We start from the raw sequence: 25,255 nt of genomic DNA on the forward strand, positions 1-25,255 counted from the left end.
CCGTCGGAGGCAGCGGCGTCGGCGGACACGCGACCGCCCCGGCCGGAGAACCCGGCCGGGGCGGTGCGGTGGTGACGCGTGGGCGCCGACGGTGTGTCAGGCGAGGGTCGCGAGCGTCGCGTTCCAGGTGGCCGAGGGGCGCATGACGGTCGCGGCCTTGGCCGGGTCGGGCTGGTAGTAGCCGCCGATGTCGGCGGGCTTGCCCTGGACCGCGAGCAGCTCGTCGACGATCGTCCGCTCCTGCGCGGTCAGCGTCTCGGCGAGCGGGGCGAACGCCTTGGCGAGGTCCGCGTCGTCGGTCTGCTTGGCCAACTCCTGCGCCCAGTACAGGCCCAGGTAGAAGTGGCTGCCGCGGTTGTCGATGCCGCCGACGCGACGGGTCGGCGACTTGTCCTCGTTGAGGAAGGTCGCCGTCGCGCGGTCAAGGGTGTCGGCGAGCACCTGAGCGCGCGCGTTGCCCGTGCTCTGCGCGAGGTGCTCGAAGCTGGCCGCGAGGGCGAAGAACTCGCCCAGGCTGTCCCAGCGCAGGTAGTTCTCCTTGACCAGCTGCTGGACGTGCTTCGGGGCGGAGCCGCCGGCACCCGTCTCGAAGAGGCCGCCACCCGCCATCAGCGGAACGACGGAGAGCATCTTGGCGCTGGTGCCCAGCTCCAGGATCGGGAACAGGTCGGTCAGGTAGTCACGCAGGACGTTGCCGGTGACCGAGATGGTGTTCAGGCCCTTGCGGATGCGCTCCAGGGAGAACTTCGTCGCCTCGACCGGGGACAGGATCTTGATCTCCAGGCCCTCGGTGTCGTGCTCCGGCAGGTACGCGTTGACCTTCTCGATCAGCTGCGTGTCGTGGGCGCGGGTCTCGTCCAGCCAGAACACCGCCGGGTCGCCGGTGGCGCGGGCGCGGGTGACGGCCAGCTTCACCCAGTCCTTGATCGGGTCGTCCTTGGTCTGGCAGGCGCGGAAGATGTCGCCCGCGCCGACGGCCTGCTCCAGGACCACGTTGCCGGCCTGGTCGACGAGGCGGACCGTGCCGGTGGTGGGGATCTCGAAGGTCTTGTCGTGGCTGCCGTACTCCTCGGCCTTCTGGGCCATCAGACCGACGTTCGGCACCGAGCCCATGGTGGACGGGTCGAAGGCGCCGTGGGCGCGGCAGTCGTCGATGACGACCTGGTAGACGCCGGAGTAGCTGCTGTCCGGGAGGACGGCGAGGGTGTCGGCCTCCTGGCCGTCCGGGCCCCACATGTGGCCGGAGGTGCGGATCATCGCCGGCATGGAGGCGTCGACGATCACGTCGGAGGGGACGTGCAGGTTGGTGATGCCCTTGTCCGAGTCGACCATCGCGAGGGCCGGGCCCTCGGCGAGCTCGGCGTCGAAGGACGCCTTGATCTCGGCGCCCTCGGGCAGCGCCTCCAGGCCCTTGAAGATGCCGCCCAGACCGTCGTTCGGGGTCAGACCGGCGGCGGCGAAGGTCTCGCCGTACTTCGCGAACGTCTTGGGGAAGAAGGCGCGTACGACGTGGCCGAAGACGATCGGGTCGGAGACCTTCATCATCGTGGCCTTGAGGTGCACGGAGAACAGCACGTCCTCGGCCTTGGCGCGGGCGATCTGCGCCGTGAGGAACTCGCGCAGCGGCGCGACGTGCATGACGGACGCGTCGACGACCTCGCCCGCGAGGACGGGTACCGACTCGCGCAGCACGGTGGTGGAGCCGTCGTCGCCCGCCAGCTCGATGCGGAGCGAGCCCGCCTCGGAGATCACCGTGGACTTCTCGGTGGAGCGGAAGTCGTCGGCGCCCATGGTGGCGACGTTGGTCTTGGACTCGGGGGTCCAGGCGCCCATGCGGTGCGGGTGGGTCTTGGCGTAGTTCTTGACCGACGCGGGGGCGCGGCGGTCGGAGTTGCCCTCGCGCAGGACCGGGTTCACGGCGGAGCCCTTGACCTTGTCGTAACGGGCGCGGATGTCGCGCTCCTCGTCCGACTTCGGGTCGTCCGGGTAGGCCGGGAGCGCGTAGCCCTGCTCCTGGAGCTCGGCGACCGCGGCCTTCAGCTGCGGGATCGAGGCCGAGACGTTCGGCAGCTTGATGATGTTGGCCTCGGGCGTCTTGGCCAGGTCACCGAGCTCGGCGAGGGCGTCGGGAACGCGCTGCCCCTCCTCGAGGAACTCGGGGAAGAGCGCGAGGATGCGCCCGGCCAGCGAGATGTCACGGGTCTCCACAGTGACACCCGCCTGCGAGGCGTACGCCTGGACCACCGGCAGGAACGAATACGTCGCCAGGGCCGGGGCCTCGTCAGTGTGCGTGTAAATGATGGTCGAGTCAGTCACCGGGTGCTCCGCTCCACGTCTGCAACATTGCTCGACATCAAGATATCTCGTGAGCGACCCCGACTCGACAGGGGTCCGCCCGCCATCGCCGTGAAGGCCCCCACGGCCGCGCCGGTCGACGCCACCGTGACCCGCACATGGGCGGAAAGTCGCGGGTCACCCCGGCGCGCCCGCTGCCGGAGCACGCCGGGGTGACCGTCCGTGTCGCGTGCTCCGCCGAGTGTCACCGGGGCTCCTTCGCGAGCACCGAGCACCGAGGACCGCGTCGCCGTCGCCTCCGAGGTCTCGGGGGCGGGACCGGCCCGGCTTCCCGGGCTCTACCTCCCCGACGTGGCCTCGCGCTGGTGCGGTATGCCCGCCTCGAGCAGTTCCGCCCCGCCCGGCTGCAGCGCCACCGTCCGCGTGGGCGCCGGAATCCGGATGCCCTCCTCCCGGTACCGCTTGTGCAGGCGCTTGATGAATTCGTGCTTGATCCGGTACTGGTCGCTGAACTCCCCGACGCCGAGGATGACGCTGAAGCTGATGCGGGAGTCGCCGAAGGTGTGGAAGCGGACGGCGGGCTCGTGGTCCGGGACGGCGCCGGTGATCTCGGTCATCGTCTCGGTGACGACCTCGGTGGTCACGCGCTCGACGTGCTCCAGGTCGCTGTCGTAGCCGACGCCGACCTGGACGATGAGGGTCATCTGCTGCTCGGGGCGGTTGAAGTTGGTCATGTTGGTGCCCGCGAGCTGGGCGTTGGGGATGATGACCAGGTTGTTGGAGAGCTGACGGACCGTCGTGTTGCGCCAGTTGATGTCGACGACGTAGCCCTCCTCGCCGCTGCTGAGCCGTATGTAGTCGCCGGGCTGGACGGTCTTCGAGGCGAGGATGTGGACGCCCGCGAAGAGGTTGGCGAGGGTGTCCTGGAGGGCGAGTGCCACCGCGAGACCGCCCACACCCAGGGCCGTGAGCAGCGGGGCTATGGAGATGCCCAGCGTCTGCAGCATGACGAGGAAGCCCATCGCCAGCACCACGACCCGGGTGATGTTGACGAAGATGGTGGCCGAACCCGCGACACCCGAGCGGGACTGGGCCAGCGACCGCACGAGACCGGTGATGACCCGGGCCGCGGTCAGGGTCGCGACGAAGATGAGGACGACGGTCAGGACCTTGTTGACGTTGCGTCCGACCGGAGCCGTCAGCGGAAGCACCGCGCCCGCCGCCGAGACACCCGCGGCGATCGCTCCCCAGGGGACGAGCGTACGCAGCGCGTCGACGATGAAGTCGTCACCGCTCCACCGGGTGCGCGAGGCGTGCTTGCCGAGCCAGCGCAGCAGTATGCGCAGCAGGAACGCGGCCAGCAGTCCCGCCACCACGGGTATCCCGGCCATCATCAGGTCGTCCAGTGTGAGGGAGTGTTTCACCGGCCGCCTCCCGTGTGACGGAGGGGAAGGCCCGTGGGCCGGATGTGCTGTGTCGTCACTTGCCACCTGCTCGAATCCGGGAATGCACGATCACGCCCGGACGCGTGTTCGTCGTCCGGGGCGACCTCTCATCCTGCCGTACTCACGGGTACGTCCGTTACCGGGCCCGCACGCTTCCGGCACACCTGCCGACCACGTCTGCCGACGTCCCTGCCGACCACTCCTGTCGGTCCGTCACCAGGGCCTCGGCCGGGGCCGGTCCGGTCGAGACCGACCCGACCGGGCCGAGAGCCGCGACACGGCACAGGCCCCGGCCCGCTACCGCGCCGTGAACGAGCCGTGCCGCCCGGCTCCCGACGCGAAGCGGGCGGCGCCCTCCATGCCCTCGGCCAACACATCCATGCCGTAACGGAGTTCGACGCGCATGGCCGCCTCCTCGACCAGGCCCTCCTGGTCGAGGACCGACGCGCGGTCGCTGCGCAGGCAGGACTGGGGGAAGTCGGCGATGGCCGCGGCGAGTTCCTCGGCCTCGGCCCGGGCGCGGCCGGTCGGGACGAGCCGGTTGGCGAGGCCCATCTCGTACGCCTCGGCGGCCGGGACCGCGCGGCCGGTGAGGATCATGTCCATCGCACGGCTCGCGCCGATGAGGCGGGGGAGCCGTACGGTACCGCCGTCGATGAGCGGGACGCCCCAACGGCGGCAGAAGACGCCGAAGACGGCGTCCTGCTCGGCGACCCGCAGATCGCACCAGAGCGCCAGTTCCAGGCCGCCCGCCACGGCGTGCCCCGCGACCGCCGCGATGACCGGCTTGGACAGCCGCAGCCGGGTGGGACCCATCGGCCCGTCACCGTCCTCCGCGACCCTGTTGCCGTACTCGGTGCCGATCGCCTTGAGGTCCGCGCCGGCGCAGAACGTGCCGCCCTCGCCCCAGAGCACCGCCACCCGGGCCGTCTCGTCCGCCTCGAACTGCCGGAAAGCGTCGGCGAGTTCGGCGGCGGTCGGCCCGTCCACGGCGTTGCGGGCGGCGGGGCGGGAGAGGACGACCGTGGTGACGTACCCCTGGCGTTCGATCCGGACCGACATCGTGCTGTCCCCTTCTCCCGGCCACGTACGCCTTCTCCTGAGCGGCGTAAGGGGAGGTTACTCCGGAGCTTCCGGTGGCGACGCGGAGCCGTGCCGCTCAGATCACCTTCAGACGGACCAGCGCCCCCAGGGTCAGCGCCCCGGGCAGCAGCGGCACCCACACCGTGATGATCCGGTACGCCAGCACGACCGCCGTCGCCACGGCCACCGGGCCGCCCGCCGCCACGAGCGCGACGATCAGCGCCGCCTCCACCGAACCGATGCCGCCCGGCGTGGGCACCATCGCGACGGCCGCCGTCGCCGCCAGATACGCCAGAGCCATGTGCAGGGGCGGCACCGCCAGGTTCATCGCCTGACCGACCGCGGTCAGCCCGGCGGCCTGCAGCAGCGGGAAGGCGAGCGATCCGCCCCACAGGGCGAGCGCGCGTGCCGGACGGGTGTGCACGGAGCGGGCCTCGCCGAGCGCGGTGCGCAGGAACGACAACACGGCCCCGCGCAGCCGTCGTACGAGAAGAAGCGTGGCCACCGCGGCCAGGAGGACCACTCCCGCGGCGAGCAGCAAGGGACCGATCGCGCCGGAGGGGAGGAGGGACCCGATGTGCAGGGCTCCCGGGAACGCGATGAGCAGGCCCACCAGGAGAGTCAGCCGGGCGATCGACTCCGCGAGCATGTAGAGCGCGAGCGCGGCGGAGGAGCGCGCGAGCGGGACGCCGCACACGGTCATGAAGCGCAGATTGACCGCGCCGGCGCCGAGACCGGTCGGCAGCAGGTGGTTGGCCGCGCCCGCGGCGAACTGGGTGGCGAGCAGCCGACGCGCGGGCAGCCGCTGCATGACCGCGCCCTGCCGGGCGGAGGCCGCGGCGACCCACGTCAGGCAGGTCGCGACGGCGGCCGCCAGCAGCCACGGCCACTCGGCCGAGCGCAGATGGCCGAAGCCCTCCATGAGGACGGACCGATGCCGCACCGCGACCACCAGGACGAGGGCGAGCGGGATCACGCACAGGACCGACCTGAGCGGGAAGCGTCGGGATCCTTGGGAGAACCCCTGGGGAAGCTTCTGGGAAAGTCGAACCGCTGTCACATCGGGAGAGGTTCTCCACGCCGCGCCAACGGGGGGTTGCGGGCGCGCGTCCGGCGGCTGACGTGCCGGGCAAGGTGCGGGAGGGGGCGTCGCCGTCGTGGATACCGTCATGGATTCCTTACTGTGTTCTTCACAGGACTTCCTGTGTTCTTCACTGGACTTCGTCCGGGAATCATTGACCTCAACGATGCTTGAGGTCCTACGGTCACTCCCATGAGCATGGAGAGCACAGCCTGGACCCAGCTGTACAGCGTCATGAACGCGCAGCAGGAGCGCCGTCCCTTCGCCCGCGCGACCCTGCGTCGCATCGCCGCCTTCGCCCGTCCACATCGCCGCCGCATCGGGCAGTTCGTGGTCCTCAGCGTGCTGACCGCGCTGCTGGCCGTCGCGACGCCGGTGCTCGCGGGGCGCGTCGTGGACGCCATCGTGTCCGGCGGCCAGGAAAGCACCGTCATCCGCCTTGCCGTGCTCATCGCACTCATCGCGCTCGCCGAGGCGGCGCTCGGACTCCTCGGCCGCTGGCTGTCGGCGACGCTCGGTGAGGGGCTCATCCTCGATCTGCGGACGGCTGTGTTCGATCATGTGCAGCGCATGCCGGTCGCGTTCTTCACACGTACCCGTACGGGCGCGCTGGTCAGTCGACTCAACAACGACGTGATCGGCGCCCAGCGCGCCTTCAGCAACACGCTGTCCGGAGTCGTCAGCAATCTCGTCACGCTGCTGCTCACCCTCGCCGTCATGCTCACCCTGTCCTGGCAGATCACCCTGCTCGCGCTGGTGCTGCTGCCGGTGTTCGTGGTGCCCGCGCGGCGAACGGGCAGCCGGATGGCACGCCTGCAACGGGAGGCGGCGAACCTGAACGCGTCGATGGGCACCCGGATGACCGAGCGGTTCTCCGCGCCCGGCGCCACGCTCATCAAGCTCTTCGGGCGGCCCGAGGACGAGTCCGCGGAGTTCGCGGCGCGGGCCCGGCGGGTGCGGGACATCGGGGTGCGTACGGCGATGGCGCAGTCGGCGTTCATCACGGCCCTCACGCTGGTCTCCGCCCTGGCGCTGGCGCTCGTGTACGGGCTCGGCGGCTGGTTCGCGCTGCGCGGCAGCCTGGAGCCGGGCGCCGTCGTCTCACTGGCGCTGTTGCTGACCCGCCTGTACGCGCCGCTCACCTCGCTCGCCGGGGCACGCGTCGAGGTCATGAGCGCCCTGGTGAGCTTCGAGCGCGTCTTCGAGGTGCTCGACCTCAAGCCGCTCATCGAGGAGAAGTCGGACGCCCGTACGGTCCCGGAAGGCCCGGCGGCCGTGGAGTTCCAGGACGTCCGCTTCGCCTACCCCTCCGCCGACAAGGTCTCCCTCGCCTCCCTCGAGGAGGTCGCCGCCCTCGACACCCGGGGCGGCGCCGAGGTCCTGCACGGCGTGTCCTTCCGCGCCGAGCCCGGCCAGACCGTCGCCCTCGTCGGCTCCTCCGGCGCCGGCAAGTCCACCATCGCCCAACTGCTGCCGCGCCTGTACGACACCGACGAGGGCACCGTCCGCATCGGCGGCGTCGACGTCCGCGACCTGAGCGCCGAGTCGATGCGCGAGACCCTCGGCATGGTCACCCAGGACGGTCACCTCTTCCACGACTCGGTACGCGACAACCTGCTCCTGGCCCGCCCCTCCGCGACGGAGGACGATCTGTGGGACGTGCTGCGCAGGTCCCGCCTCGAAGACCTCGTACGCTCGCTGCCCGACGGCCTCGACACCGTGGTCGGCGAGCGCGGTTACCGTCTCTCCGGCGGCGAGCGCCAGCGCATGACCATCGCCCGGTTGCTGCTCGCCCGCCAGCGTGTCGTCATCCTCGACGAGGCCACCGCCCATCTGGACAACACCTCGGAGGCGGCCGTCCAGGAGGCGCTCACCGAGGCGCTGGAAGGACGCACGGCCGTGGTGATCGCGCACCGGCTGTCCACCGTGCGGACCGCCGACGTGATCCTCGTCGTGGAGGCCGGGCGGATCGTGGAGCGTGGCACGCACGAGGAGTTGCTCACGGCGGAGGGCCGGTACGCGGAGCTGTACCGGACCCAGTTCAAGAAGGACCGGGAAGTCGGCAAGGATCGAGAAGTCGGCACGGACCGGGACGGCGTGGCGGAGGTCGCCGTCGCGGCGGAGGCGATCCCGTAGAGCCGTCGGCCGTCGGCCGACGCCCCGCCCCCCCCCCGGATCATCCGATCCGGGGGGCGGGGCGGCAGCGAGGGCGCCGTCAGTCGGCCGTCGACGGGGTGAGGGCTACGGATTCTGGTACGGCGGGGGCGGGGCCGAGCCGGTCGCCCTCGATGTCGAGGTCGGGCAGGCGCCGCTCCAGCCACTTCGGCAGCCACCAGGCGGCGTGCCGGGTCAGTGCCAGGACGGCCGGGACGAAGGTCATCCGGATGACGAACGCGTCGAGCAGGACACCGGCGGCGAGTGCGAAGGCGATCTGTTTGAGCATCGTGCTGTCGGAGGTGAGGAAGGCGGCGAAGACCGAGGTCATGATGAGGGCCGCGGCCGTCACGACCCGCCCGCTGTGCCGCGCGCCGCTGTGCACGGCGCCCAGCGGATTCCCGGTGCGGAGGTAGGACTCCCGCATCCTCGAGACGAGGAAGACCTCGTAGTCCATCGCGAGGCCGAACAGCACGGCCAGCAGGATGATCGGCAGGAAGCTGCTGACCGGTCCGGTGGTGTCCACACCGATCAGGCTGCCGAGGTGGCCCAGTTGGAAGACGCCGACCACCGCGCCGAGGGTCGCCGCGATCGAGAGGAGAAAGCCCGCTGCGGCCTTGAGAGGCACCACCAGCGAGCGGAAGACCAGGAGCAGCAGGAGCAGCGAAAGCCCGATCACGACGGCGGCGAAGGGGAGCAGCGCCGAGTTGAGCTTCGCGGCGACGTCGACGCTCACGGCGGTGCTGCCGGTGACCTGGACGGTGGCGCCGGTGTCCCGCAGGATCGCGGCCCGGTCGTCGCGGATGGAGTTGACCAGCGTCTTGGTGGCCGGGTCGCTGGGCGCGCTGTCCGGTATCACCTGGATGAGCGCGGTGTGGGTGGCCGGGTTGGCCACGGGTTTGCCGACGGTGGCCACGTCGGGGAGCGCGCCGATGGTGGCGGCGACCCGCTGGGCGGCCGTGGTGGGGTCGGAGCTGTGGCTGGTGTCGGCCAGCACGAGGAGCGGGCCGTTGAACCCGGGCCCGAGTTTCTCGCCGACCCTGTCGAAGGCGATGCGCTGAGAGGAGGATTTGGGCGCGGTGCCGTTGTCGGGCAGGGCGAGGCGCATGTCGTGGGCGGGCCAGGCCAGCGCGCCGAGGGAGGCCACCACCGCGACCAGGGTCAGCAGGGGGCGGCGGGTGACGAGCCGGAACCAGCGCTCGGCGGCGTTGGCGCCCGCGCCCGCGACGTGCTCGCCGGTACGGCTCACGACGTGCTCGCCGGTACCGCCGGCGACGATCTCCCCGGTACGGCTCGCGACGCTCTCCCCGGTGCCGCCGGCGACGTTGTCGCCTGTACCGCTCAGGACGTTCTCCCCGGTGGCGCTCGCGAGGCTGTCGCCGGTGGCGCCGACGGCGTCCTCGCCCGCACCGCCGACGGCCTGCTCACGGCGCATCGCGCGGGAGCCGGGCCCGGGCGTCAGGCGGGTACCGGCGAAGCCGAGGATCGCGGGCAGCAGCGTGGTCGCGACCAGTACGGCGATCAGCACCGCGCCGGCGGCGGCCAGTCCCATGGCCGTCAGATAGGGGATGCCGACCACGGTGAGGCCGGTCATCGCGATGACCACGGTCAGTCCGGCGAACACCACGGCGCTGCCCGCCGTGCCCACCGCCAGCGCGGCCGAGTCCTCCGGCTCCATGCCGTGGGCGAGGTGGAACCGGTGACGGCTGACGATGAACAGGGCGTAGTCGATGCCGACCGCGAGCCCGATCATCAGCGCCAGGCTCTGCGCGGTCGAGGAGATCGAGACGGTCCCGGTGAGCGACAGTGCACCGAAGATGGCCGTGGCGACACCGAAGAGCGCCGTGACGACGGGGATTCCGGCGGTCAGCAGGGAACCGAAGGTCAGAGTGAGGATGACCAGGGCGACGCCGACGCCGATGATGTCGCTTCGGTGGGACTCCGACGGGGCGTTGCCGAACGCGGAGCCGCCGACGTCGACCCGCATGCCCTGCTGGTTCGCTCCGGCCACGGCGGACTTGAGTTCGTCCAGCGCGTTCGGCTCCAACGCGCTCTGCGGGACCTCGTAGCGCACCTGTGCGACGGCGGTGGTGCCGTCGGCGGAGATGGTGTGAGCGTCGAACGGGCTCACCACCTTGGCGACTTGGGGCGCGGACGCGGCCGCGCCCAGGGCGGCCCGGATACGGGCGCTGTCGGCCGGGTCGGACACCTTCTGGCCGTCCGTCGCGGTGAACACGATCTGCGCGCTCGTGCCGGAGAAGGTGGGGAAGTCGGTCTTCATCCGGTCCAGGGCCCGCTGGGACTCGGAGCCGGGGATCGAGAAGGTGTTGTCGAGCTTGCCGGTGCCGCCGAAGGCCGTCATGCAGACCACGGCGGCCACGACCAGCGCCAACCACAGGGCCAGCATGCGTCGTCGGCGGCGGAAGGCGAGGCGCCCGAGGCGGTGAAGGAAGGCGGGCATGGCGCTCCATGGTGAGAAAGCGGTCCCAAAAACTGGCAGTCCTGCCACAATAACAAAATGGCAGGACTGCCAAGTTTTCGCGGGGCTGGGATACTCGGGGTGTGGAGAGCGCGACAGAACCGGGACGCAGGGAACAGAACAAGCGGCGCACGCATGAGGCGCTGATCCACGCGGCGGCGCGGCTGTTCCAGGAAAACGGCTACGAGGCGACGACCGTGCGGGACATCGCCGCCGCCGCGGGCGTCGGGGAGCGGACCTTCTTCCGCTACTTCCCCTCCAAGGAGAGCCTGATCCTGCAGCACGTCCGGGACTTCATCCCGCTGCTGGAGGAGGCGATCCGGGCCCGCCCACAGGGTGAAACTCCCCTTGCGGCCCTGCGCAACGCCGTCCTGGAGCTCGCCGGTCGCGACGACTGGGCCGCCGGGATCCTCCTCGCCGGACCGCAGCCCCTGTCGACCGCTCCGTCAGGGCGCGGCGAACGCTTCCTCCTGTTCGACCTGGAGGAAGCCGTCGCATCGGCGTTCCTGGACCGTATGACGGTGGACGGTGCCGACCCGGCCGCGCCGGAAAGCGTGCTGCGGGCGTCCGTTCTGGCCCGCGCGGGAGTGGGCGTACTGCGTGCCCTGCGACTCACCTATGCCCGCCTGCCGGAGGCGAAGCGCGACGAGATCGGCGTCCTCGACTTCGCCCACGCGGCCTTCGCGACGCTGACGGATGCGGAGGCGGGCACCTCGTAGGGGGCGACGCCGACGCCCTTCGACGCGGCGCTGCCGGAGCGTGTCGGTACACGTAGTCCCTGAAGCCGATCTCGATGACGCCGTCGAGGATGACCGGCCCGCCCGTACATGCTCCGCTGACGGTCCTCGCTGTGGCCCGGCATGACCACTCCGATCAACGCAGCTACCACAGCGACCCACGAACGCCCCAGGCCTCTGCGGGACTTGGCCGCGGCGATGACCCGGGCGCCGCATCGACCGGCAGTGGGCCGGTGGTGCACGGGGAGCCGAGCGTTGGAAGCCCGTGCCGTGTCTGCAGGCTGTGGACCAGAGACTCCGCGGGTTGAAGCAGGGGCACGAGGACAGAATCCGGCACGTGACGGGCCTGGGGCGGAGCTGAAAGATCGGCGCAAGGTCCGGCACACCGGGGTCCCGCGCTGGCTAGCGTGCGGGGACGGCCTGGCGGGCCCTCACGGAGCCGGGCGGCGTCCCCCTGCCGGTCAACCGGGCCGGCGCCATCTTTTGCGGAGGTCACCCTTGAGGGTTGTGACGGTCCTGCCGGGCGACGGCATCGGTCCCGAGGTCGTCGAAGCCACCTTGAGCACGCTGGAGGCGCTGGACGCCCCGCTCTCCTTCGACGTGCTGGATCATGTGAACGCGTCCGCGTACCGACGGAGCGGGCACGCGCTGACGGACGGGGACCTCGCACGGATCACCTCGGGCTCCGCGGTGCTGCTCGGTGCCTTCGGCGATCCGGCGCTGGAGGACACCGACTATGTGCGCAGTGTCCTGCTCAGACTCCGCCTGGAGTTCGACCTGTACGCCAACTACCGCCCCGCCAGACTGTGGCAGGATCGGCTCAGTCCCCTGCGCGACCCCTCGAAGCGGGCCGTCGACTGTGTGATCGTCCGCGAGAACACCGAGGGGCTGTACAGCGGCGTCGGCGGGGTCCTTCGCGCGGCGACCCCGTGGGAGACGGCGGTGGACGCCGACATCAGCACGTACCACGGTGTCTCCCGCATCATCGACTTCGCCTTCTCGGTGGCCGCGGAGAAGGTCTGCATGGTCGACAAGGCCAACGCGGTCCGCTCGGGCGGCAGCCTGTGGCAGCGCTGCTGGCGGGAGGCCGCCGAACGCCACCCGGACAAGCGCGCCTCGCACCTGTACGTGGACACCGCCGCGATGAAACTCGTCACGGACCCCACCGAGTTCGAGGTCGTCGTGACGAACAACTCCTACGGTGACATCCTCAGCGACCTCACGGCCGCCCTGGCGGGCGGTCTCGGTCTGGCCGCCTCGGCGAGTCTCAACCCGGAGACCGGCTTCGGCCTGTACGAGCCGGTCCACGGAACGGCCCCGGACATCGCGGGGAAGGGCATCGCCAACCCGCTGGCGACCGTCCTGACCGCGGCGCTGCTCTACGAGCGGCTGGAGCTGACCGCTGAGGCCGACGCCCTGCGCCGGGCCGTCACGGCCGCGATCGCCAAGGGACGCGTCACCCCGGACCTGGGCGGGGACCTGTCCACCCGGGAGGCGGCCGCGGCGGTCCGTGCCGAGCTGTGAGGACACAGCACAGGGGCACAGAGGCCGCCCGTCACTCCGAGGGGTAGGCGGCCTCGTCCTCGCTGGAGCTCGTGCGCGTCACTTCCGCGACGCTCAGCTCGTAGAACGAGTACCAGCGCTCCTTGCCGCGCCGTTGCGCGTCCTGGTGCTCGGTGTCGTTGCGCCACTTCTCCAGGGACTCCGCCGAGCGCCACCAGACGAGAGCGAGACGTTCGCCGTCCTCGGACCGGTAGTTCTTCAGATGGACCAAGTCGTCGCCCGCGAGTTCGCGGACCTTCTGGGCGAGATGCCGTTCCGTGGTGTCGTACGAGCCGTCCACGTCGTCTGAGAAGCGGGACCTGAACACGACGAGAATCACTTGGGCCTCCAAGGCGGGAGCCGGGTTCTGAGAGGGATGGGGAGTGGTCAGACGAGCAGTCGGTGGCGGCGCAGCTGGTCGTCGGTGAGGTCGCGCACGGCCGTGCCGTGGCTGCGCGTCAGGGCGTGGGCGACACGGCGCAGCGCCTGCTCGTCGGCCCAGGCGGAGGCGTAGCTCTGCTCGGAGAAGGCGCAGCGCTCGTACAGCGGCACGAAGCGGCCCGGGAAGAGGTCCTGCAGGCGCCGAATCACCGCCGACTCCAGCTCGGTCTCCGACTGTCCGGGCAGGCGGGACATCGTCCGGTAGTGCTCGTGGGAGATGTCGGCGATGGAGTCCCCGTCGGCCCGGCGGACGTCCTGGTAGCGGGCCAGGGCTGCACCCCAGTCGCCTGTCTCGTCCAGCAGCCGTACGAGGGTGCGGGCGTCCTCGAAGCCGCAGTTCATGCCCTGCCCCATGAACGGGGCCATGGCGTGGCAGGCGTCGCCGAGCAGGGCGGCCCTCTCACCGTGGACCCAGGTGTCGCACCGTACGAGCGAGACGGTCGAGACCGGTTTGACGGCCAGTTGGTCGCGCAGGTCCGTGATGTGGGCGGTGAGCTGCGGGAAGAGGTCGTGGAACTGCCGGGCGCGGTCCTCAGGGGAGGACGCCGCGGCGAAGGAGGGTGCGGGCCCTTCGCGGCGCAGGAACACGGACCCGGCGAAGAGGTCCGCGGACAGCATCGGGAAGGCACCGAACAGGGCGTCACCGGCCGGCCAGTAGTGCATGATCTCCGGGTCGCAGCCGGGCAGCGGCAGGTTGATCTCCTGGTAGGCCAGTTCCAGGGTGCCGACCCGCTCACGTGCCCCGCGGCGCACCATCGCCGCGCGCACGGCCGAACGGGCGCCGTCGCATCCCAGCAGCCGTGTGCAGGAGAGCCGGTGGGTGCCCGAGTCGTCGCCGACCGTCACCCTGGGGCCGTCCAGGTCGATGGCGTGGACACGTTGCCCGAAGCGCAGCTCCACCCCGGGCGTGGCCGCCGCGGCGTCCAGCAGCAGATGCTGAAGCCGTCGGCGTTCCACCGCCCAGATGGGCGAGCCGTCCCTGCTGTAGGGGGTGAAGTCCGTGGTGCCGTCGGGGAGGTGACCCATGCGTCCCTTGAGGGGAAGGCACAGGCCGCGCACCCGCTCAGCCAGTCCGAGGTCCTCCATGACCCGCCAGCCGCGGGCGGACAGGATGACGGTGAGGGAGCGGTCCGCCCGGGTGGAGGTGCCGCGCGGGTCGGGACGCTGTTCGAGGACGGTGACCGGGCCGTGCCGCCGCGCCAGGTACATGGCCGCGACCGGTCCGACGAGGCCCGCCCCGACCACGACGATCCCCCGGCTCTGCGAGGCTGCGACGCGCGGTGTCATGGCATCAGCTCGCGCAGAACACCGGCCAGCTCGGCGAGGGAGGCCGACTCGAACACCGCGCGCAGGGGCAGCCGGACGCCGAGTTCCTTGTCGACCGCGCTGACGAGCCGGGCGACCACCAGAGAGTTCGCGCCGATCTCGAACAGGTTGTCCGAGGGGTCCACCGACGGCAGCCCGAGCAGGGCGCCGACCTCGGCGCACAGCACCTCCTCGGCGGACGCGTCCGCGTCGAGGGAGCGGCGGGGCGCGGTCGGGGTGCCGCCCGGCCGCCCCAGCGCCTGCCGGTCGATCTTCCCGTTGGGAAGGGTCGGCAGGCTGTCCAGGACGGTCACGCGAGCCGGCACCATCCACTCGGGAAGCGCGTCGGCCGCGGCCGAGCGGAGGTCGCGCGGGGTCACGGTGGCGCCCGGCCGGACGGTCGCGTACGCCACCACCCGGGCGTCCGCGAGTTGGCCCTCCACCATCGCGACGGCCAGATCCACCGCGGGGTGCCGGCCGAGGCACGCCTCCACCTCGCCCAGTTCGATCCGGAAACCCCGCACCTTCACCTGGTCGTCGGCGCGGCCGGCGAAGGAGAAGCTGCCGTCCTTCTCCCGTCTGCCGCGGTCGCCGGAACGGTACATGCGGCTTCCCGGCGGCCCGAAGGGGTTGGGCACGAACGTCGCGGCGGTCAGGCCCGGCCGGTTCAGATAGCCGCGGGCCAGACCGCTGCCGGCGAGGTACAACTCGCCCTCCTTGCCGTCGGGGACGGGGCGCAGCCGCTCGTCCAGCACATAGACCGCGCCGCCGGTCCAGGGCTGCCCGATGCCGAACCGATCCGCGTCGTCGATGGGCCCGGCGATGGTCGCGCCCACGGTCACCTCGGTGGGGCCGTAGCCGTTGAACATGCGCCGGCCCGGACTCCACTTGCGCACCAGCGCGGGCGTGCAGGCGTCTCCGGTGGACATGATGGTCCCGCCGAGCAGGACGCCCTCGCTGTCGGTGAGACTGAGCGCGACGGGCGGCAGCACCGCGTGCGTGATGTCGTGCTTGAGCAGGGTCTCCCGCAGCGGCCGACCCGGCAGGACGTCGTCGGCGTCGGCCATGACCAGGGTGGCCCCGGACAGCAGGGCCAGGGCGATGTCCCAGAAGGCCGCGTCGAAACTGACCGATGCCCACTGCAGGACGCGTTCGCCCGGGGCGACGCCGAAGCGGGTGGCCTGGGTGACGGCGAGGTCCGCGACCCCCTCGTGGGTCACGGCCACGCCTTTCGGCAGGCCGGAGGACCCGGAGGTGTAGATCACGTACATCAGGTGGTGCGGCCGCAGCGGGCTCCTCAGGTCGTCCTCGCCGAGACCGGCGGGGGAGCGGCGGGACAGCTCCCGCGCCGTGTCGGGGCTGTCGAGGACGACCTCCGGCAGCCCCGTGTCCGGCAGCCCCACCGAGGAGGTGCGCAGAAGCAGCATCGGCCGGGCGTCCGACACCATGTGGGCCAGCCGGTCCCGCGGGTAGTCGGGATCGAGCGGCAGATACGCCCCGCCCGCCTTGAGGACGGCCAGTACGGCCACGACGAGTTCGGTCGAGCGGGGTACCGCGAGGGCCACCAGCGTGTCCGGCCCGACGCCCAGGGCGGTCAGCTGCCGGGCCAGCCGGTTGGACTGCTGGTCGAGGAGCCGGTACTCGAGGGCCGTGTCCCGGTGGACGACCGCGGGCGCGTCGGGGTACGCGGCGGCGACGGACGCGAACAGCTCCGGCACGGTCCGCGAGGCCGAGGCCGCGTTCATGACCGCTCCGTCTCGTCGAGGCGGGGACGGACACGCTCGGCGAACAGCCGCAGCGTGCGCTCCATGGTGGACCGCGGCTGCTGGCCGAAGTCCAGCTGCCACAGCATGACGTCCGGGCGCAGCAGGTCGCGTATCTCCCGGATCTGCTCCGCGGCCGATGCGGGCGCGCCGAACACGGCCATGCCGGCGTCCTCGCTGTTGCCCGCCGAGTGCTTGTCGACGAGCGCTTCGCGGTAGCCCTCGTACGAGGTGGAGCCGCGCCCCTGCCAGGAGCGTGCCGCGGCGGCGAAGGTGTCCCAGTGCCGGCGCAGGTGCCTCCCGCCCTCGGCGCGTGCCTCCTCGTCGCTTTCGGCGAGGAGGAGGGCGATGCTGATCGCGACCCGCGGGCGTCGGCCGGTGTGGCCGTGCGCGGCGAGGAACCGCTCACGGTAGAGCTCGATCAGCTCCTTGAGCTGACCGGCCTTCTCGCGGCTGGGCGAGGAGGCGATGAGCAGGTTGTGACCGCGGTCGCCGATCCACTCGAAGCTGGACTTCGTGAACAGAGCCGCGGCCCACACCGGAGGATGGGGCTGCTGGGTGACCGGCGGCTGTGAGGTGACGCCCTTGTAGCGGAAGAAGGGGGTGTCCTCCGAGACCTGGCGGCCGGTCCAGAGCCGTACGACGGCGTCGACGGTGCCGCGGAAGCGCTCGGTGCTGGTGTCCATGTCGACACCGAAGGCGTCGAACTCGTAGGGCAGGAAGGCCCGGGCGAAGCCCACCTCCAGGCGGCCGTGGCTGAGGGCGTCCAACTGCGCGGTGCGGGCCGCCAGTTGGATCGGGTGGTGGAAGGAAGCCTGGATGCCGCCGGTCATCAGCCGCACCCGGCTGGTCTGCGCCGCCACGGCGGACAGGAACGCCAGCGGGTCCGCGCAGTAGCCGCCGTACGGGTCCATGTAGTGCTCGGTCATCTTGATGTACTCGAACCCCAGCTCTTCCGTCAGCCGGGACGCAGCCAACAGGTTGTCGTAGTAGTCGCGGGGGCTGCGGACATCGACGCCGGTGTCGGGGAGCAGCGAGATTCCGTACTCGGTCATGTCTTCCTCAGTCGGTTCGTCGGGTCTGGCGTATCGCGCTCCCGGCGGGAGCGCCGCTGCCGCCCTCGTCGAGCGACCAGTAGTCGCGCAGCGCGTACAGCAGGGGAGTGGGGTCGTCGGTCCGCTCGGTGACGGAGAAGACCTCGGCGAAGACCACCGTGTGATCGGCCACCGTCACCATGCCGGTCACCCGGCAGTCAGCGACCGTGTGGGCGTCGCCCAGGAGATGGGGGCCGCCGTGGGACGGCGCCCGGTACTCCCAGGGCACCTGGTCGAACCGGTCGGGACGGTCCGAGGCGAACCTTTCGGCGGCACAACGGGCGTGCCGGTGCAGCAGGTTGACCGCGAACGTGCTGCTCTCGTCGATGGCCGCGAGGGTCCGGCTGGACTGCTGGACGCACACCAGAAGAGTCGGCGGCCGGTCGGAGACGCTCGACAGCGCGGTGCAGGTCATGCCCCGCGGCCGGCCGTCGGCAGCCATGGCGGTCACCACGGCGACACCGGCCGGGAAGTGCGCCATCAGCGACCGGAAGCTGGGGGCCGGCACGGACGGTCGGTGCGCCATGGGACCGGCCGTCCGTGGGGTGAGGGGAGGGAGCGTGGTCATGCGTCACACCTTTCTGGGGCGGTGACCGTCGGTGCGCCGGTGTCAGGCGGCTGATGCCGGCCGTCCCGTCGAGGCGTTCTGCTGGTGCGCGAGATAGGCGTACTGGCTGGGTAGCCGCTGTGCGAGAGCCTGGGCCTGGTCCCGTATCAACGCGAACTCCCGGCGTGCCGCGGTGTCGTCCATGCGGGACAGCGCGACGGGCGGCCGGACGGGCAGGCCGCCGAGGCCGAGGAGCATGGCCGTGTACGAGTAGGGCTCGAAGCCGTGGAAGCGGGGAAAGACGGACTCGGCGTCGGGGAGCCGGTGGCTCCAGGCCTCGATGCGCTCGGCCAGGCCGTCGGGCAGTGGCCGCTTCTTGGCGTCACGCCAGTACGCGTTGTCGTCGCGCGCGGCCGCGTAGTAGTGCAGCACCAGGAACTCGCGCACGCCGTCCATGACTGCCGCGACCTGCCGGTTGTAGATACGGCGCCGGTGCTCGTCGTCGCGCCCGCCGGGGAAGTGCTTGACCAGCTGCTCGACGGCGTTGTGGATGAAGAAGATTCCCGTCGACTCCAGAGGTTCGACGAAACCGCTGGAGAGGCCGATGGCCACGCAGTTGCGCACCCACGACTGCGCGCAGCGGCCGATGCGCATCTTGATGTGGTTGGCGGCCAGACCGTCGGCGGCGGGCCCGACGAACTCCCGCAGCGTGCGTTCGGCTTCCTCCGGTGTGCAGTAGTCGCCGGCGTAGACGTAACCCGTCCCGATGCGGCCGAAGAGGGGGATCGTCCAGATCCAGCCCGCGTCCTGGGCGGTGGCCGTCGTGCAGGGCCGCATGCCCGCCTTCTCGCCGTTCACCGGTACGCGCAGGGCGACGGCGCTGTCGTTGGGCAGGCTCTCCCGGAACGACTCGAAGGGCACGCCGAGGGCCTTGTTGATGAGCATGCCCCGGAAGCCGGTGCAGTCGATGAACAAGTCGCCCGTCAGCGACCCGTGTTCGCGGGTGACGACGTGGGAGATGTCACCGTGGTCGTCGAGGACCACGTCGAGGACGTCGTCGAGCACGTGACGAACCCCGCGCTCGGTGCCGAAGCGGGTGAGGAACCGGGCGAGGAGGGCAGCGTCGAAGTGGTAGGCGTACGGGAACTGCGTCTCCCGGCCGTCCTCGGCCGCCTTGGCGGACTCGTCCGCCGCGCCGAAGCCGGACGTGAACATCGCACCGTCCAGGTGCCGGGGGGAACTCTTCGCCTCGCACAACGCGGCGAGCAGGGAGGTGTCACGGTCGAACTGCTCGCCTGGGCGCGTGTGCAGCCACCAGTCGGCCAGCGAGAACCCCTGGACGTTCCTGGGGCGTTCGAAGGGGTGGTAGAAGTGATGCCCTTCGGCCCGCCAGTTCTCGAACCGGATGGCGAGTTTGTAGGAGGCGTGGCACTCCGGCATCCATTCGTGTTCGGCCAGGCCGAGATAGGAGAAGAAGTGCCGGACCGTGCTGAACGTGGCTTCTCCGACCCCGATCGTGGGAACGTTCTTCGATTCAACCAGAGTGATACCGACATCGTCCCCGAAGGCCGCCCTCAGATAGGTGGCGGTCATCCAGCCCGCTGTGCCGCCTCCGACGATCACGACATTGTTCGCCATCTCATCTCCTCATTTCCGTCGCCCACGTCACCAGATCAACCCACAAGGCCTGCCGACACATTGGCAAAGCCCTGCGGATGCCGGCCGGATCCAAAAAGATCTGCGAAAGATCGGCGCACCCCGCGGACCCGGAGCGGTGTTCGGGCGGGAATCTTGCACGGGTCTTTCCGGCCGATTGCGGAGGGAAGGCGAGATGGCGCAGGGTGGGGCATCATCGAGACCGTCCCGTGGGAGTCAATCAATGGGCACAAACCCCTTCGACGACGAACGGCACCAATTCCGGGTCGTGGTGAACGACCAGGGATGGCACGCCATCTGGCCCGATGTGCGCGACATTCCGCGCGGCTGGCGAAGTGTGACGGCGCCCGGCGACCGCCAGGCCTGTCTGGACTACATCGGGGAGTCCTGGACGGATCCGCGGCCGGCCGAACCCGACTACCCCTGACTGATCCGCCTGCCCCCGACTGATCCGCACGACCGGGCGATCACGGGACGGCAGGCGCGAGGGTCTCGTGCAACTGACCGCGCACCCGGCGCAGTTCGGCGAACGGCATGATGATGCGACTCAGGAGATGGTCCGCACCGCTCGTCCCGCCCGAACCGTTCTGACCCGCCATCATCTTGGCAACCAGACCCAGATGGGCCACCTTCCAGCGCCAGTACCCGTTTCCGATGTCGAGGAGTTCCTCGGCGATCCGATGCAGCGCCCCGGCGGTGACCCCCTGGCGGCAGATCCCGAGGACCGACGTGCCCCGGCTCAGGGCCGCCGCCGTGAAGGCGCGGTACAGCGTGCCGTCGTCCGATTCGTTCTCCACCAGCCGAGCCAGCAGCGAGAACTGCCGCGACTGCGCGCCGCTCGCGCTGCCGAGATGGGGCCGGAACTGTGCGAAGTGCCGCACGGGCAGCCGTTCGAGTACGACGACCTGGTCGTGCAGGACGCGCAACAACACACCGGCCCGCTGCAGCAGTTCGGTACCCTCCTCCAGGTCCTGGTGTCCGCCGACGGGGGACAGCCGGTCCACCGCGGCCGTGAGGTCGCTCAGCAGCTGCTTGAGCCACAGCTCGCTGGACTGGTGCGCGACGATGAAGAATTGCTCGGACAGCGCCACCGACCGGTCGACGGTGTCCGGTGTCCGGGTGCGCTGGAGCGAGAGCAGCGTGTCCGTGTGAAGATAGCTGTCATATGTCAGGGCGGTCATGAGCGGCTCCATCTACGGGGCGTTGAGAAGGTCGTCGACAAGGGCGTGCGACTCGGCGAACGCATGGAAGTGCCCGCCTTCGCGCCGGTGCGTCGAGAACGACCCCGTGCTCACGTCCGCCCATCGGGCCAGACGGGATGCGTCCACCAAGGGATCGCCGATGCCGTGATAGCAGCGGACCGGGCAGGAGAGGGCCGCCCCGTCCCGCGTTGGTACGTAGTTCTCGTTCAGCGCGATGTCATCGCGGAGAACCTCCAGGACGAGGGCCGCCAGCTCACCGTCCGCGGCGAGCTCCGCCTCGACTCCGCCGAGGCTCCGTACGGCCGCCCAGAGTGCGTCGTCCGAGGCGAGATGAGCGTCTCCGCCTCCCGCGCAGGCAGGAGGAAGGGAACTCGACACCGCCACGAGCTCCGGCTCCCTTCCCGTCTCCCGCATTCTGACGGCGGTTTCGTAGGCGACCAGTGCACCGAGGCTCTGCCCGAACAGCACGGTCGGTATGTCCTCCGACAGCAGTTCCCGGGCGACCTCGCCGCCCATTTCCTGTATGGACGCGGCCGGTGCCGCACCGAATCGGTCCGCACGGCCCGGGTACTGGACGGCCAGCAGTTGTGTGCCGCGGCGCATTTGGCGGGCCCAGGGGGCGAAACTCGTCGCTGATCCCCCCGAATGCGGAAAGCAGATCAGCCGCAGCTCCGGAAGTCGGTCGCCGCCCAGGAAACGGAGCCAGGTGTCTCGTGGCTTCTGCACGGTGTTCCCACCCTTCTCGCAGTGACATCGCGGAGCCTCCCACGGGTGCGCGAGGTCACCAACCGATCTGTCGTCTCTCCGTCATGACCCGTCCTTGGTGAAAGACATCGGCAATGTCTCGCCGTCGCGCAGTTGAGCGTCTGCCACTCTTCCGTCGGCAGCGAACACCGACTGCCCATTTCCCCAAGTCCCGTGCTGCTGCCGGAAGGAGTCCGGTCATGGCCCCGCGCGCATCCAGTGCCGCCGCACTCTCGCTCGACCTCACCGACGCCGAGACCTTCGTGGACCACGACCCGCACGCGTACTTCCGCGAGGTTCGCCGCGGCCGGCCCGTGTACTGGCACGAGGCGCCCGGACCGCGCTCCGGGTTCTGGGTCGTCGCCGGATACGAGGACGTGGTCGCGGCCTACAGCGATGCGGACGCGTTGAGGTCCGCTCGCGGTACCGTGCTGGACGTCCTGCTCGCGGGAGACGACTCGGCGGGCGGGAAGATGCTCGCCGTCACCGACGGCCCCCGCCATCGCGCCATGCGATCCGTGATGTGGCGCTCCTTCACGCCCCGGGCACTGGAGGCGGTCGCCCGGCAGGTGCGGTCGCGCGCCCAGCGCCTGGTGCGTGAGGTGACCGGAGCCGGGGCGTTCGACTTCGCCGCCGAGGTGGCGGAGCACATCCCCATGAACACCATCTGTGACCTGCTCGCCGTTCCCGAGGTCGATCGCGGCCGATTGCTGGGGTGGAACAAGAAGACCCTGTCGGCGGAGGCGGCCGGCGCCGACCCGCTGGACGCCCTCCAGGCCCGCAACGAGATCGTCCTGTACTTCATGGACCTGGCGCGGGAACGACGGGCCGACCCGGGCGACGACGTGGTGAGTGTGCTCGCCTGCGCGAAGGTCGACGACGAGCCCTTCACGCTGGAGGAAGTCGCCCTGAACTGCTACAGCATCATGCTGGGCGGCGACGAGTCGTCCCGCGTCTCCGCCATCAGCACGGTGCGGGCACTGGCCGAACACCCGCATCAGTGGCGGGCGTTGAAGACGGGCCAGGTCTCCCTGGACTCGGCGGTGGAGGAAGCCCTGCGCTGGGCCACGCCCGCGATGTACTTCGCCCGCACCGCCCACCACGACCTGGTCCTGGGCGGCCGGCACATCCGCGGGGGAGACATCGTCACCCTGTGGAACATCTCGGCCAACAACGACGAGCGGGTCTTCCACGAGCCGAGGTCCTTCGACCTGGCCCGCTTCCCCAACAAGCACGTGGCCTTCGGGCACGGCCGCCACTTCTGTCTGGGCGCGCACCTCGGCCGCATCGAACTGCGGGCTCTTCTCGAAGCGCTCATGGTGTCCGTCGGCGCGGTGGAGCAGGCCGGCGTGCCGAACAGGATCCACTCCAGCCTGCTGCACGGCCACAGCAGCCTTCCCGTGGTCCTGCGGGCCGGGTGACCGTGGGCCGCCCGAGCGGCCCGCCTGTCTCTCCCCGTACCAGCCCACCCGTTCCGCGACAGAAGGGGGTATCAGTCAGTGCTCACCACGACGGCATCCCAGGACGCGCGTTCGGCGGTACTGCTCGCCGACATCGCCGTCGTGCTGGTGGCGGGCCTGGTGCTCGGCCGGCTGGCGCGGTGGCTGCGCCAGCCCGTCGTCATCGGGGAGATCGTCGCGGGGATCGTGCTCGGGCCCAGCCTGCTGGGCCGACTGCCCGGGGACCCGACCCAGGTCCTCTTTCCCGCCGACGTCCGGCCACTGCTGTCGGCGGTCTCCCAGATCGGGCTGGTCCTGTTCATGTTCGTCGTCGGCTGGGAGTTCGAGAAACAACTCGTCAGGCCGCATGCCGGACTTGCCGTCAAGGTGTCCCTGCTGTCGGTGGCGGTGGCCTTCGGCATGGGGATCGGCCTCGCTGCCCTGATCCACCCGGCCCATGCGACGGTCGCCGGCCGCGAGATACCGTTCGGCGCTTTCGCCCTCTTCATGGGTACGGCACTGTCGGTCACCGCGTTCCCCGTCCTGGCGCGGATCCTCACGGACCGGAAGCTGATGTCCACCCGTGTGGGATCCCTCGCCCTGGCCTGTGCCGCGGTGGACGATGTCCTCGCCTGGTGCCTGCTCGCCTTCGTGTCGGCCCTGGTGAAAGCCGACGGCGACCACCTGGCGCTGCTGCGCGTCGGGGCCCTCAGCCTCTGCTACGTGGCGCTGATGCTCTTCGCCGTCCGCCCGCTGCTGGCCCGGCTGGTGCGGCTCCCGGCGGCACTCGCAGACCGGCCGGCGCTGCTCACCGCGGTGTGCGCGGGTGTCCTCCTGTCCGCGTGGGTGACGTCGTGGATCGGTCTCCACGCCATCTTCGGCGCCTTCCTCTTCGGCTTCGTCATGCCGCGTGAACCGGACCTCGCCCGGAAGCTGCGCACGCCGGTCGAGCAGATCAGCCGGATCTTCCTGCCGGTCTTCTTCATCGTGACGGGGCTCGGCGTGGACCTCGGTGCCCTGGGGACGGGTGGATACCTGATGCTGGTGTCGGCCGTGGGGGCCGCCTGCGCGGGCAAGCTGATCGGGACGATGATCCCGGCACGGCTGTCGGGACTGTCCTGGACGGAGGCGAGGGACCTCGGCGTCCTGATGAACACCCGCGGGCTGACGGAACTCGTCGTGTTGAACGCCGGCGTGAGCATGGGTGTCCTCGACGGAACGGTCTTCACCGTGCTGGTGATCACGGCTCTCGTCACCACGGCGATGGCCGGGCCGCTGCTGTCCGCGCGCGCGGTCGATCCCCCTGCCGGCCGGCTCAGTTCGCCTGAGCGGTCACCGGCAGCCGGGTCGCGGCGGACATGAGCGCCGCACGCGGCACCCACGTCCCGGAGGCCAGCGCCCGGCCCACCGGGTAGGCGAGGGCCGCCGCCGGGAGCACTCCGGGCCGGCCACTGAGCTGCACATCGACGGCACCTACGGCCTGCCCGGCCCCCTCGGCCGGTTCCGCCCCCACGGCCCCGTTCAGGCGCCGCAGAGTCTGCCGGGCGACCGCCTCTGCGCTGTCGTACAGGGTGACCCCCGCCGGCAGCCGCTCCAGGATCTGCGGGGCGACGAGAGGGTAGTGGGTGCAGCCCAGGACCACGGAGTCACAGTCGGCGGGCGTGCGCTCGGCGGCGGCTGCGATCGCAGCGGTCGCCGCGTCCTTGTCGCCGTGGTCGATCGCCTCGGCGAGACCCGGGCAGGCGACTCGCGCTACCGGTGTGCCGTTCGCGAAGTCGGCGATGAGCCGCTCTTGATAGGCACTCGCCGTCGTACGGACGGTCGCCCACACCGCGACACTCCGGCCGGCCGCCGCGGCCGGCTTCACCGCAGGGACGGTGCCCACCACCGGCAGGTCGGGCTCGAACTCCCGGCGCAGCAGGTCGATCGCGGTGACGGTCGCCGTGTTGCAGGGCACGACGAGAGCCCGCGCACCTCGCGCGACGGCCGTCCGGGCCGCGGCGAGGAGGCGGTCCGTGACGTACGACGCCGTCCGCGATCCCCAGGGCGCGCCGTCGGGGTCCATGAGCAGCAGCAGATCGAGCCGCGGGGCGAGGTGCCGCAGCCAGCCGGTGGTGGGCACGAGTCCCAGCCCTGAGTCGATCAACGCCACTGTCACGGCGACGAAGGTACCAAACACCCGGAACCGGGCCGGTGCGGGTGCGCGGGCTGTGTGGTCCCGTCACCTCCCCCCGGGCGCCCGCCCGTG

Annotated in this window: 20 protein-coding genes; 6 read left to right on the forward strand and 14 right to left on the reverse strand. The window is 70.9% G+C overall.

What is annotated here, in order from left to right; translation table 11 throughout:
- Window positions 1–96: 96 nt before the first annotated feature.
- The 4 genes from FNV62_RS44025 to FNV62_RS44040 form a co-directional block, all read right to left on the reverse strand.
- Complete coding sequence (locus FNV62_RS44025; RefSeq protein WP_054232635.1) at window positions 97–2,316, reverse strand: NADP-dependent isocitrate dehydrogenase; 2,220 nt, start codon at window positions 2,314–2,316, stop codon at window positions 97–99.
- Between the two features lie 317 nt (window positions 2,317–2,633).
- Window positions 2,634–3,719 carry a mechanosensitive ion channel family protein gene (locus FNV62_RS44030; protein ID WP_097287365.1) on the reverse strand — a complete coding sequence of 362 codons (1,086 nt, stop codon included), beginning with the start codon at window positions 3,717–3,719 and terminating at the stop codon, window positions 2,634–2,636.
- A gap of 318 nt (window positions 3,720–4,037) precedes the next feature.
- The gene (locus tag FNV62_RS44035) at window positions 4,038–4,802 is read right to left on the reverse strand and encodes a crotonase/enoyl-CoA hydratase family protein (RefSeq protein WP_097287366.1); all 765 of its coding nucleotides are present in this window, start codon (window positions 4,800–4,802) and stop codon (window positions 4,038–4,040) included.
- Between the two features lie 97 nt (window positions 4,803–4,899).
- Entirely contained in the window at window positions 4,900–5,883 is a 984-nt protein-coding gene (locus FNV62_RS44040; RefSeq protein WP_225900603.1) for a lysylphosphatidylglycerol synthase transmembrane domain-containing protein, read from the reverse strand.
- Window positions 5,884–6,102: 219 nt separating this feature from the next.
- On the opposite strand from FNV62_RS44040, the gene FNV62_RS44045 reads away from it, so the two are divergent.
- Window positions 6,103–8,040, forward strand: a complete 1,938-nt coding sequence (locus tag FNV62_RS44045) for an ABC transporter ATP-binding protein (RefSeq protein WP_225900918.1) — start codon at window positions 6,103–6,105, stop codon at window positions 8,038–8,040.
- Window positions 8,041–8,119: 79 nt separating this feature from the next.
- Here the strand turns inward: FNV62_RS44045 and FNV62_RS44050 are convergent, their stop codons facing one another.
- Window positions 8,120–10,519, reverse strand: coding sequence for an MMPL family transporter (locus FNV62_RS44050; protein WP_144316104.1), 2,400 nt, complete (start codon window positions 10,517–10,519; stop codon window positions 8,120–8,122).
- A 101-nt stretch (window positions 10,520–10,620) separates the two neighbouring features.
- Here FNV62_RS44050 and FNV62_RS44055 point away from each other — a divergent pair, with 101 nt between their 5' ends.
- The gene (locus FNV62_RS44055) at window positions 10,621–11,256 is read left to right on the forward strand and encodes a TetR/AcrR family transcriptional regulator (protein WP_143610078.1); all 636 of its coding nucleotides are present in this window, start codon (window positions 10,621–10,623) and stop codon (window positions 11,254–11,256) included.
- Between the two features lie 525 nt (window positions 11,257–11,781).
- Window positions 11,782–12,798, forward strand: coding sequence for an isocitrate/isopropylmalate dehydrogenase family protein (locus tag FNV62_RS44060; RefSeq protein WP_225900919.1), 1,017 nt, complete (start codon window positions 11,782–11,784; stop codon window positions 12,796–12,798).
- Between the two features lie 31 nt (window positions 12,799–12,829).
- Here the strand turns inward: FNV62_RS44060 and FNV62_RS44065 are convergent, their stop codons facing one another.
- From FNV62_RS44065 to FNV62_RS44090, 6 genes are read right to left on the reverse strand one after another with little or no spacing between them, the layout of a single operon-like run.
- Window positions 12,830–13,156: an antibiotic biosynthesis monooxygenase family protein gene (locus FNV62_RS44065; RefSeq protein ID WP_054232629.1), complete on the reverse strand. Its 327-nt coding sequence runs from the start codon at window positions 13,154–13,156 to the stop codon at window positions 12,830–12,832.
- A gap of 47 nt (window positions 13,157–13,203) precedes the next feature.
- Window positions 13,204–14,544 carry an FAD-dependent oxidoreductase gene (locus FNV62_RS44070; protein WP_144316106.1) on the reverse strand — a complete coding sequence of 447 codons (1,341 nt, stop codon included), beginning with the start codon at window positions 14,542–14,544 and terminating at the stop codon, window positions 13,204–13,206.
- On the reverse strand, window positions 14,541–16,307 hold the full coding sequence (locus FNV62_RS44075) for a non-ribosomal peptide synthetase (protein WP_144316107.1): 1,767 nt from the start codon (window positions 16,305–16,307) through the stop codon (window positions 14,541–14,543). The genes FNV62_RS44070 and FNV62_RS44075 overlap by 4 nt, the downstream gene beginning before the upstream one ends.
- Window positions 16,304–17,380, reverse strand: a complete 1,077-nt coding sequence (locus FNV62_RS44080; RefSeq protein ID WP_144316108.1) for an LLM class flavin-dependent oxidoreductase — start codon at window positions 17,378–17,380, stop codon at window positions 16,304–16,306. Before FNV62_RS44080 ends, FNV62_RS44075 begins: the two co-directional genes overlap by 4 nt.
- A gap of 7 nt (window positions 17,381–17,387) precedes the next feature.
- Entirely contained in the window at window positions 17,388–17,987 is a 600-nt protein-coding gene (locus FNV62_RS44085) for a flavin reductase family protein (protein ID WP_225900604.1), read from the reverse strand.
- A 42-nt stretch (window positions 17,988–18,029) separates the two neighbouring features.
- Window positions 18,030–19,604 (reverse strand): tryptophan halogenase family protein, encoded by a 1,575-nt coding sequence (locus tag FNV62_RS44090; protein ID WP_144316109.1) that lies wholly within the window; start codon window positions 19,602–19,604, stop codon window positions 18,030–18,032.
- A 241-nt stretch (window positions 19,605–19,845) separates the two neighbouring features.
- On the opposite strand from FNV62_RS44090, the gene FNV62_RS44095 reads away from it, so the two are divergent.
- A complete protein-coding gene (locus FNV62_RS44095; protein WP_097287377.1) occupies window positions 19,846–20,049 on the forward strand; it encodes an MbtH family protein in 204 nt (67 codons plus the stop codon).
- A gap of 40 nt (window positions 20,050–20,089) precedes the next feature.
- Here FNV62_RS44095 and FNV62_RS44100 read toward each other — a convergent pair whose 3' ends face one another.
- Together FNV62_RS44100 and FNV62_RS44105 are read right to left on the reverse strand one after the other, a co-directional pair.
- Window positions 20,090–20,803: a tryptophan 2,3-dioxygenase family protein gene (locus FNV62_RS44100; protein ID WP_225900605.1), complete on the reverse strand. Its 714-nt coding sequence runs from the start codon at window positions 20,801–20,803 to the stop codon at window positions 20,090–20,092.
- Between the two features lie 12 nt (window positions 20,804–20,815).
- Complete coding sequence (locus FNV62_RS44105) at window positions 20,816–21,550, reverse strand: thioesterase II family protein (protein WP_143629249.1); 735 nt, start codon at window positions 21,548–21,550, stop codon at window positions 20,816–20,818.
- 218 nt (window positions 21,551–21,768) lie between these two features.
- Between FNV62_RS44105 and FNV62_RS44110 the strand changes: the two genes are divergently transcribed.
- A complete protein-coding gene (locus FNV62_RS44110) occupies window positions 21,769–22,989 on the forward strand; it encodes a cytochrome P450 (protein ID WP_143629251.1) in 1,221 nt (406 codons plus the stop codon).
- Between the two features lie 78 nt (window positions 22,990–23,067).
- Window positions 23,068–24,369: a cation:proton antiporter gene (locus tag FNV62_RS44115; RefSeq protein WP_144316110.1), complete on the forward strand. Its 1,302-nt coding sequence runs from the start codon at window positions 23,068–23,070 to the stop codon at window positions 24,367–24,369.
- Here FNV62_RS44115 and FNV62_RS44120 read toward each other — a convergent pair.
- Window positions 24,323–25,165 carry a glutamate racemase gene (locus FNV62_RS44120; protein ID WP_143629255.1) on the reverse strand — a complete coding sequence of 281 codons (843 nt, stop codon included), beginning with the start codon at window positions 25,163–25,165 and terminating at the stop codon, window positions 24,323–24,325. The two genes, FNV62_RS44115 and FNV62_RS44120, sit on opposite strands and share 47 nt — an antisense overlap.
- Between the last annotated feature and the right edge of the window lie 90 nt (window positions 25,166–25,255).

This window comes from Streptomyces sp. RLB3-17, from assembly GCF_007113425.2.
In the GTDB taxonomy this organism is placed as follows: domain Bacteria; phylum Actinomycetota; class Actinomycetes; order Streptomycetales; family Streptomycetaceae; genus Streptomyces; species Streptomyces mirabilis_D.

What these genes read in the sequence shown, in the direction of transcription:
- FNV62_RS44070 (WP_144316106.1), bottom strand. Translation starts at nt 14,544, where the DNA reads ATGACACCGCGCGTCGCAGCCTCGCAGAGCCGGGGGATCGTCGTGGTC.
- FNV62_RS44110 (WP_143629251.1), top strand. Translation starts at nt 21,769, where the DNA reads ATGGCCCCGCGCGCATCCAGTGCCGCCGCACTCTCGCTCGACCTCACC.
- FNV62_RS44050 (WP_144316104.1), bottom strand. Translation starts at nt 10,519, where the DNA reads ATGCCCGCCTTCCTTCACCGCCTCGGGCGCCTCGCCTTCCGCCGCCGA.
- FNV62_RS44090 (WP_144316109.1), bottom strand. Translation starts at nt 19,604, where the DNA reads ATGGCGAACAATGTCGTGATCGTCGGAGGCGGCACAGCGGGCTGGATG.
- FNV62_RS44075 (WP_144316107.1), bottom strand. Translation starts at nt 16,307, where the DNA reads ATGAACGCGGCCTCGGCCTCGCGGACCGTGCCGGAGCTGTTCGCGTCC.
- FNV62_RS44085 (WP_225900604.1), bottom strand. Translation starts at nt 17,987, where the DNA reads ATGACCACGCTCCCTCCCCTCACCCCACGGACGGCCGGTCCCATGGCG.
- FNV62_RS44080 (WP_144316108.1), bottom strand. Translation starts at nt 17,380, where the DNA reads ATGACCGAGTACGGAATCTCGCTGCTCCCCGACACCGGCGTCGATGTC.
- FNV62_RS44100 (WP_225900605.1), bottom strand. Translation starts at nt 20,803, where the DNA reads ATGACCGCCCTGACATATGACAGCTATCTTCACACGGACACGCTGCTC.
- FNV62_RS44095 (WP_097287377.1), top strand. Translation starts at nt 19,846, where the DNA reads ATGGGCACAAACCCCTTCGACGACGAACGGCACCAATTCCGGGTCGTG.
- FNV62_RS44045 (WP_225900918.1), top strand. Translation starts at nt 6,103, where the DNA reads ATGGAGAGCACAGCCTGGACCCAGCTGTACAGCGTCATGAACGCGCAG.
- FNV62_RS44035 (WP_097287366.1), bottom strand. Translation starts at nt 4,802, where the DNA reads ATGTCGGTCCGGATCGAACGCCAGGGGTACGTCACCACGGTCGTCCTC.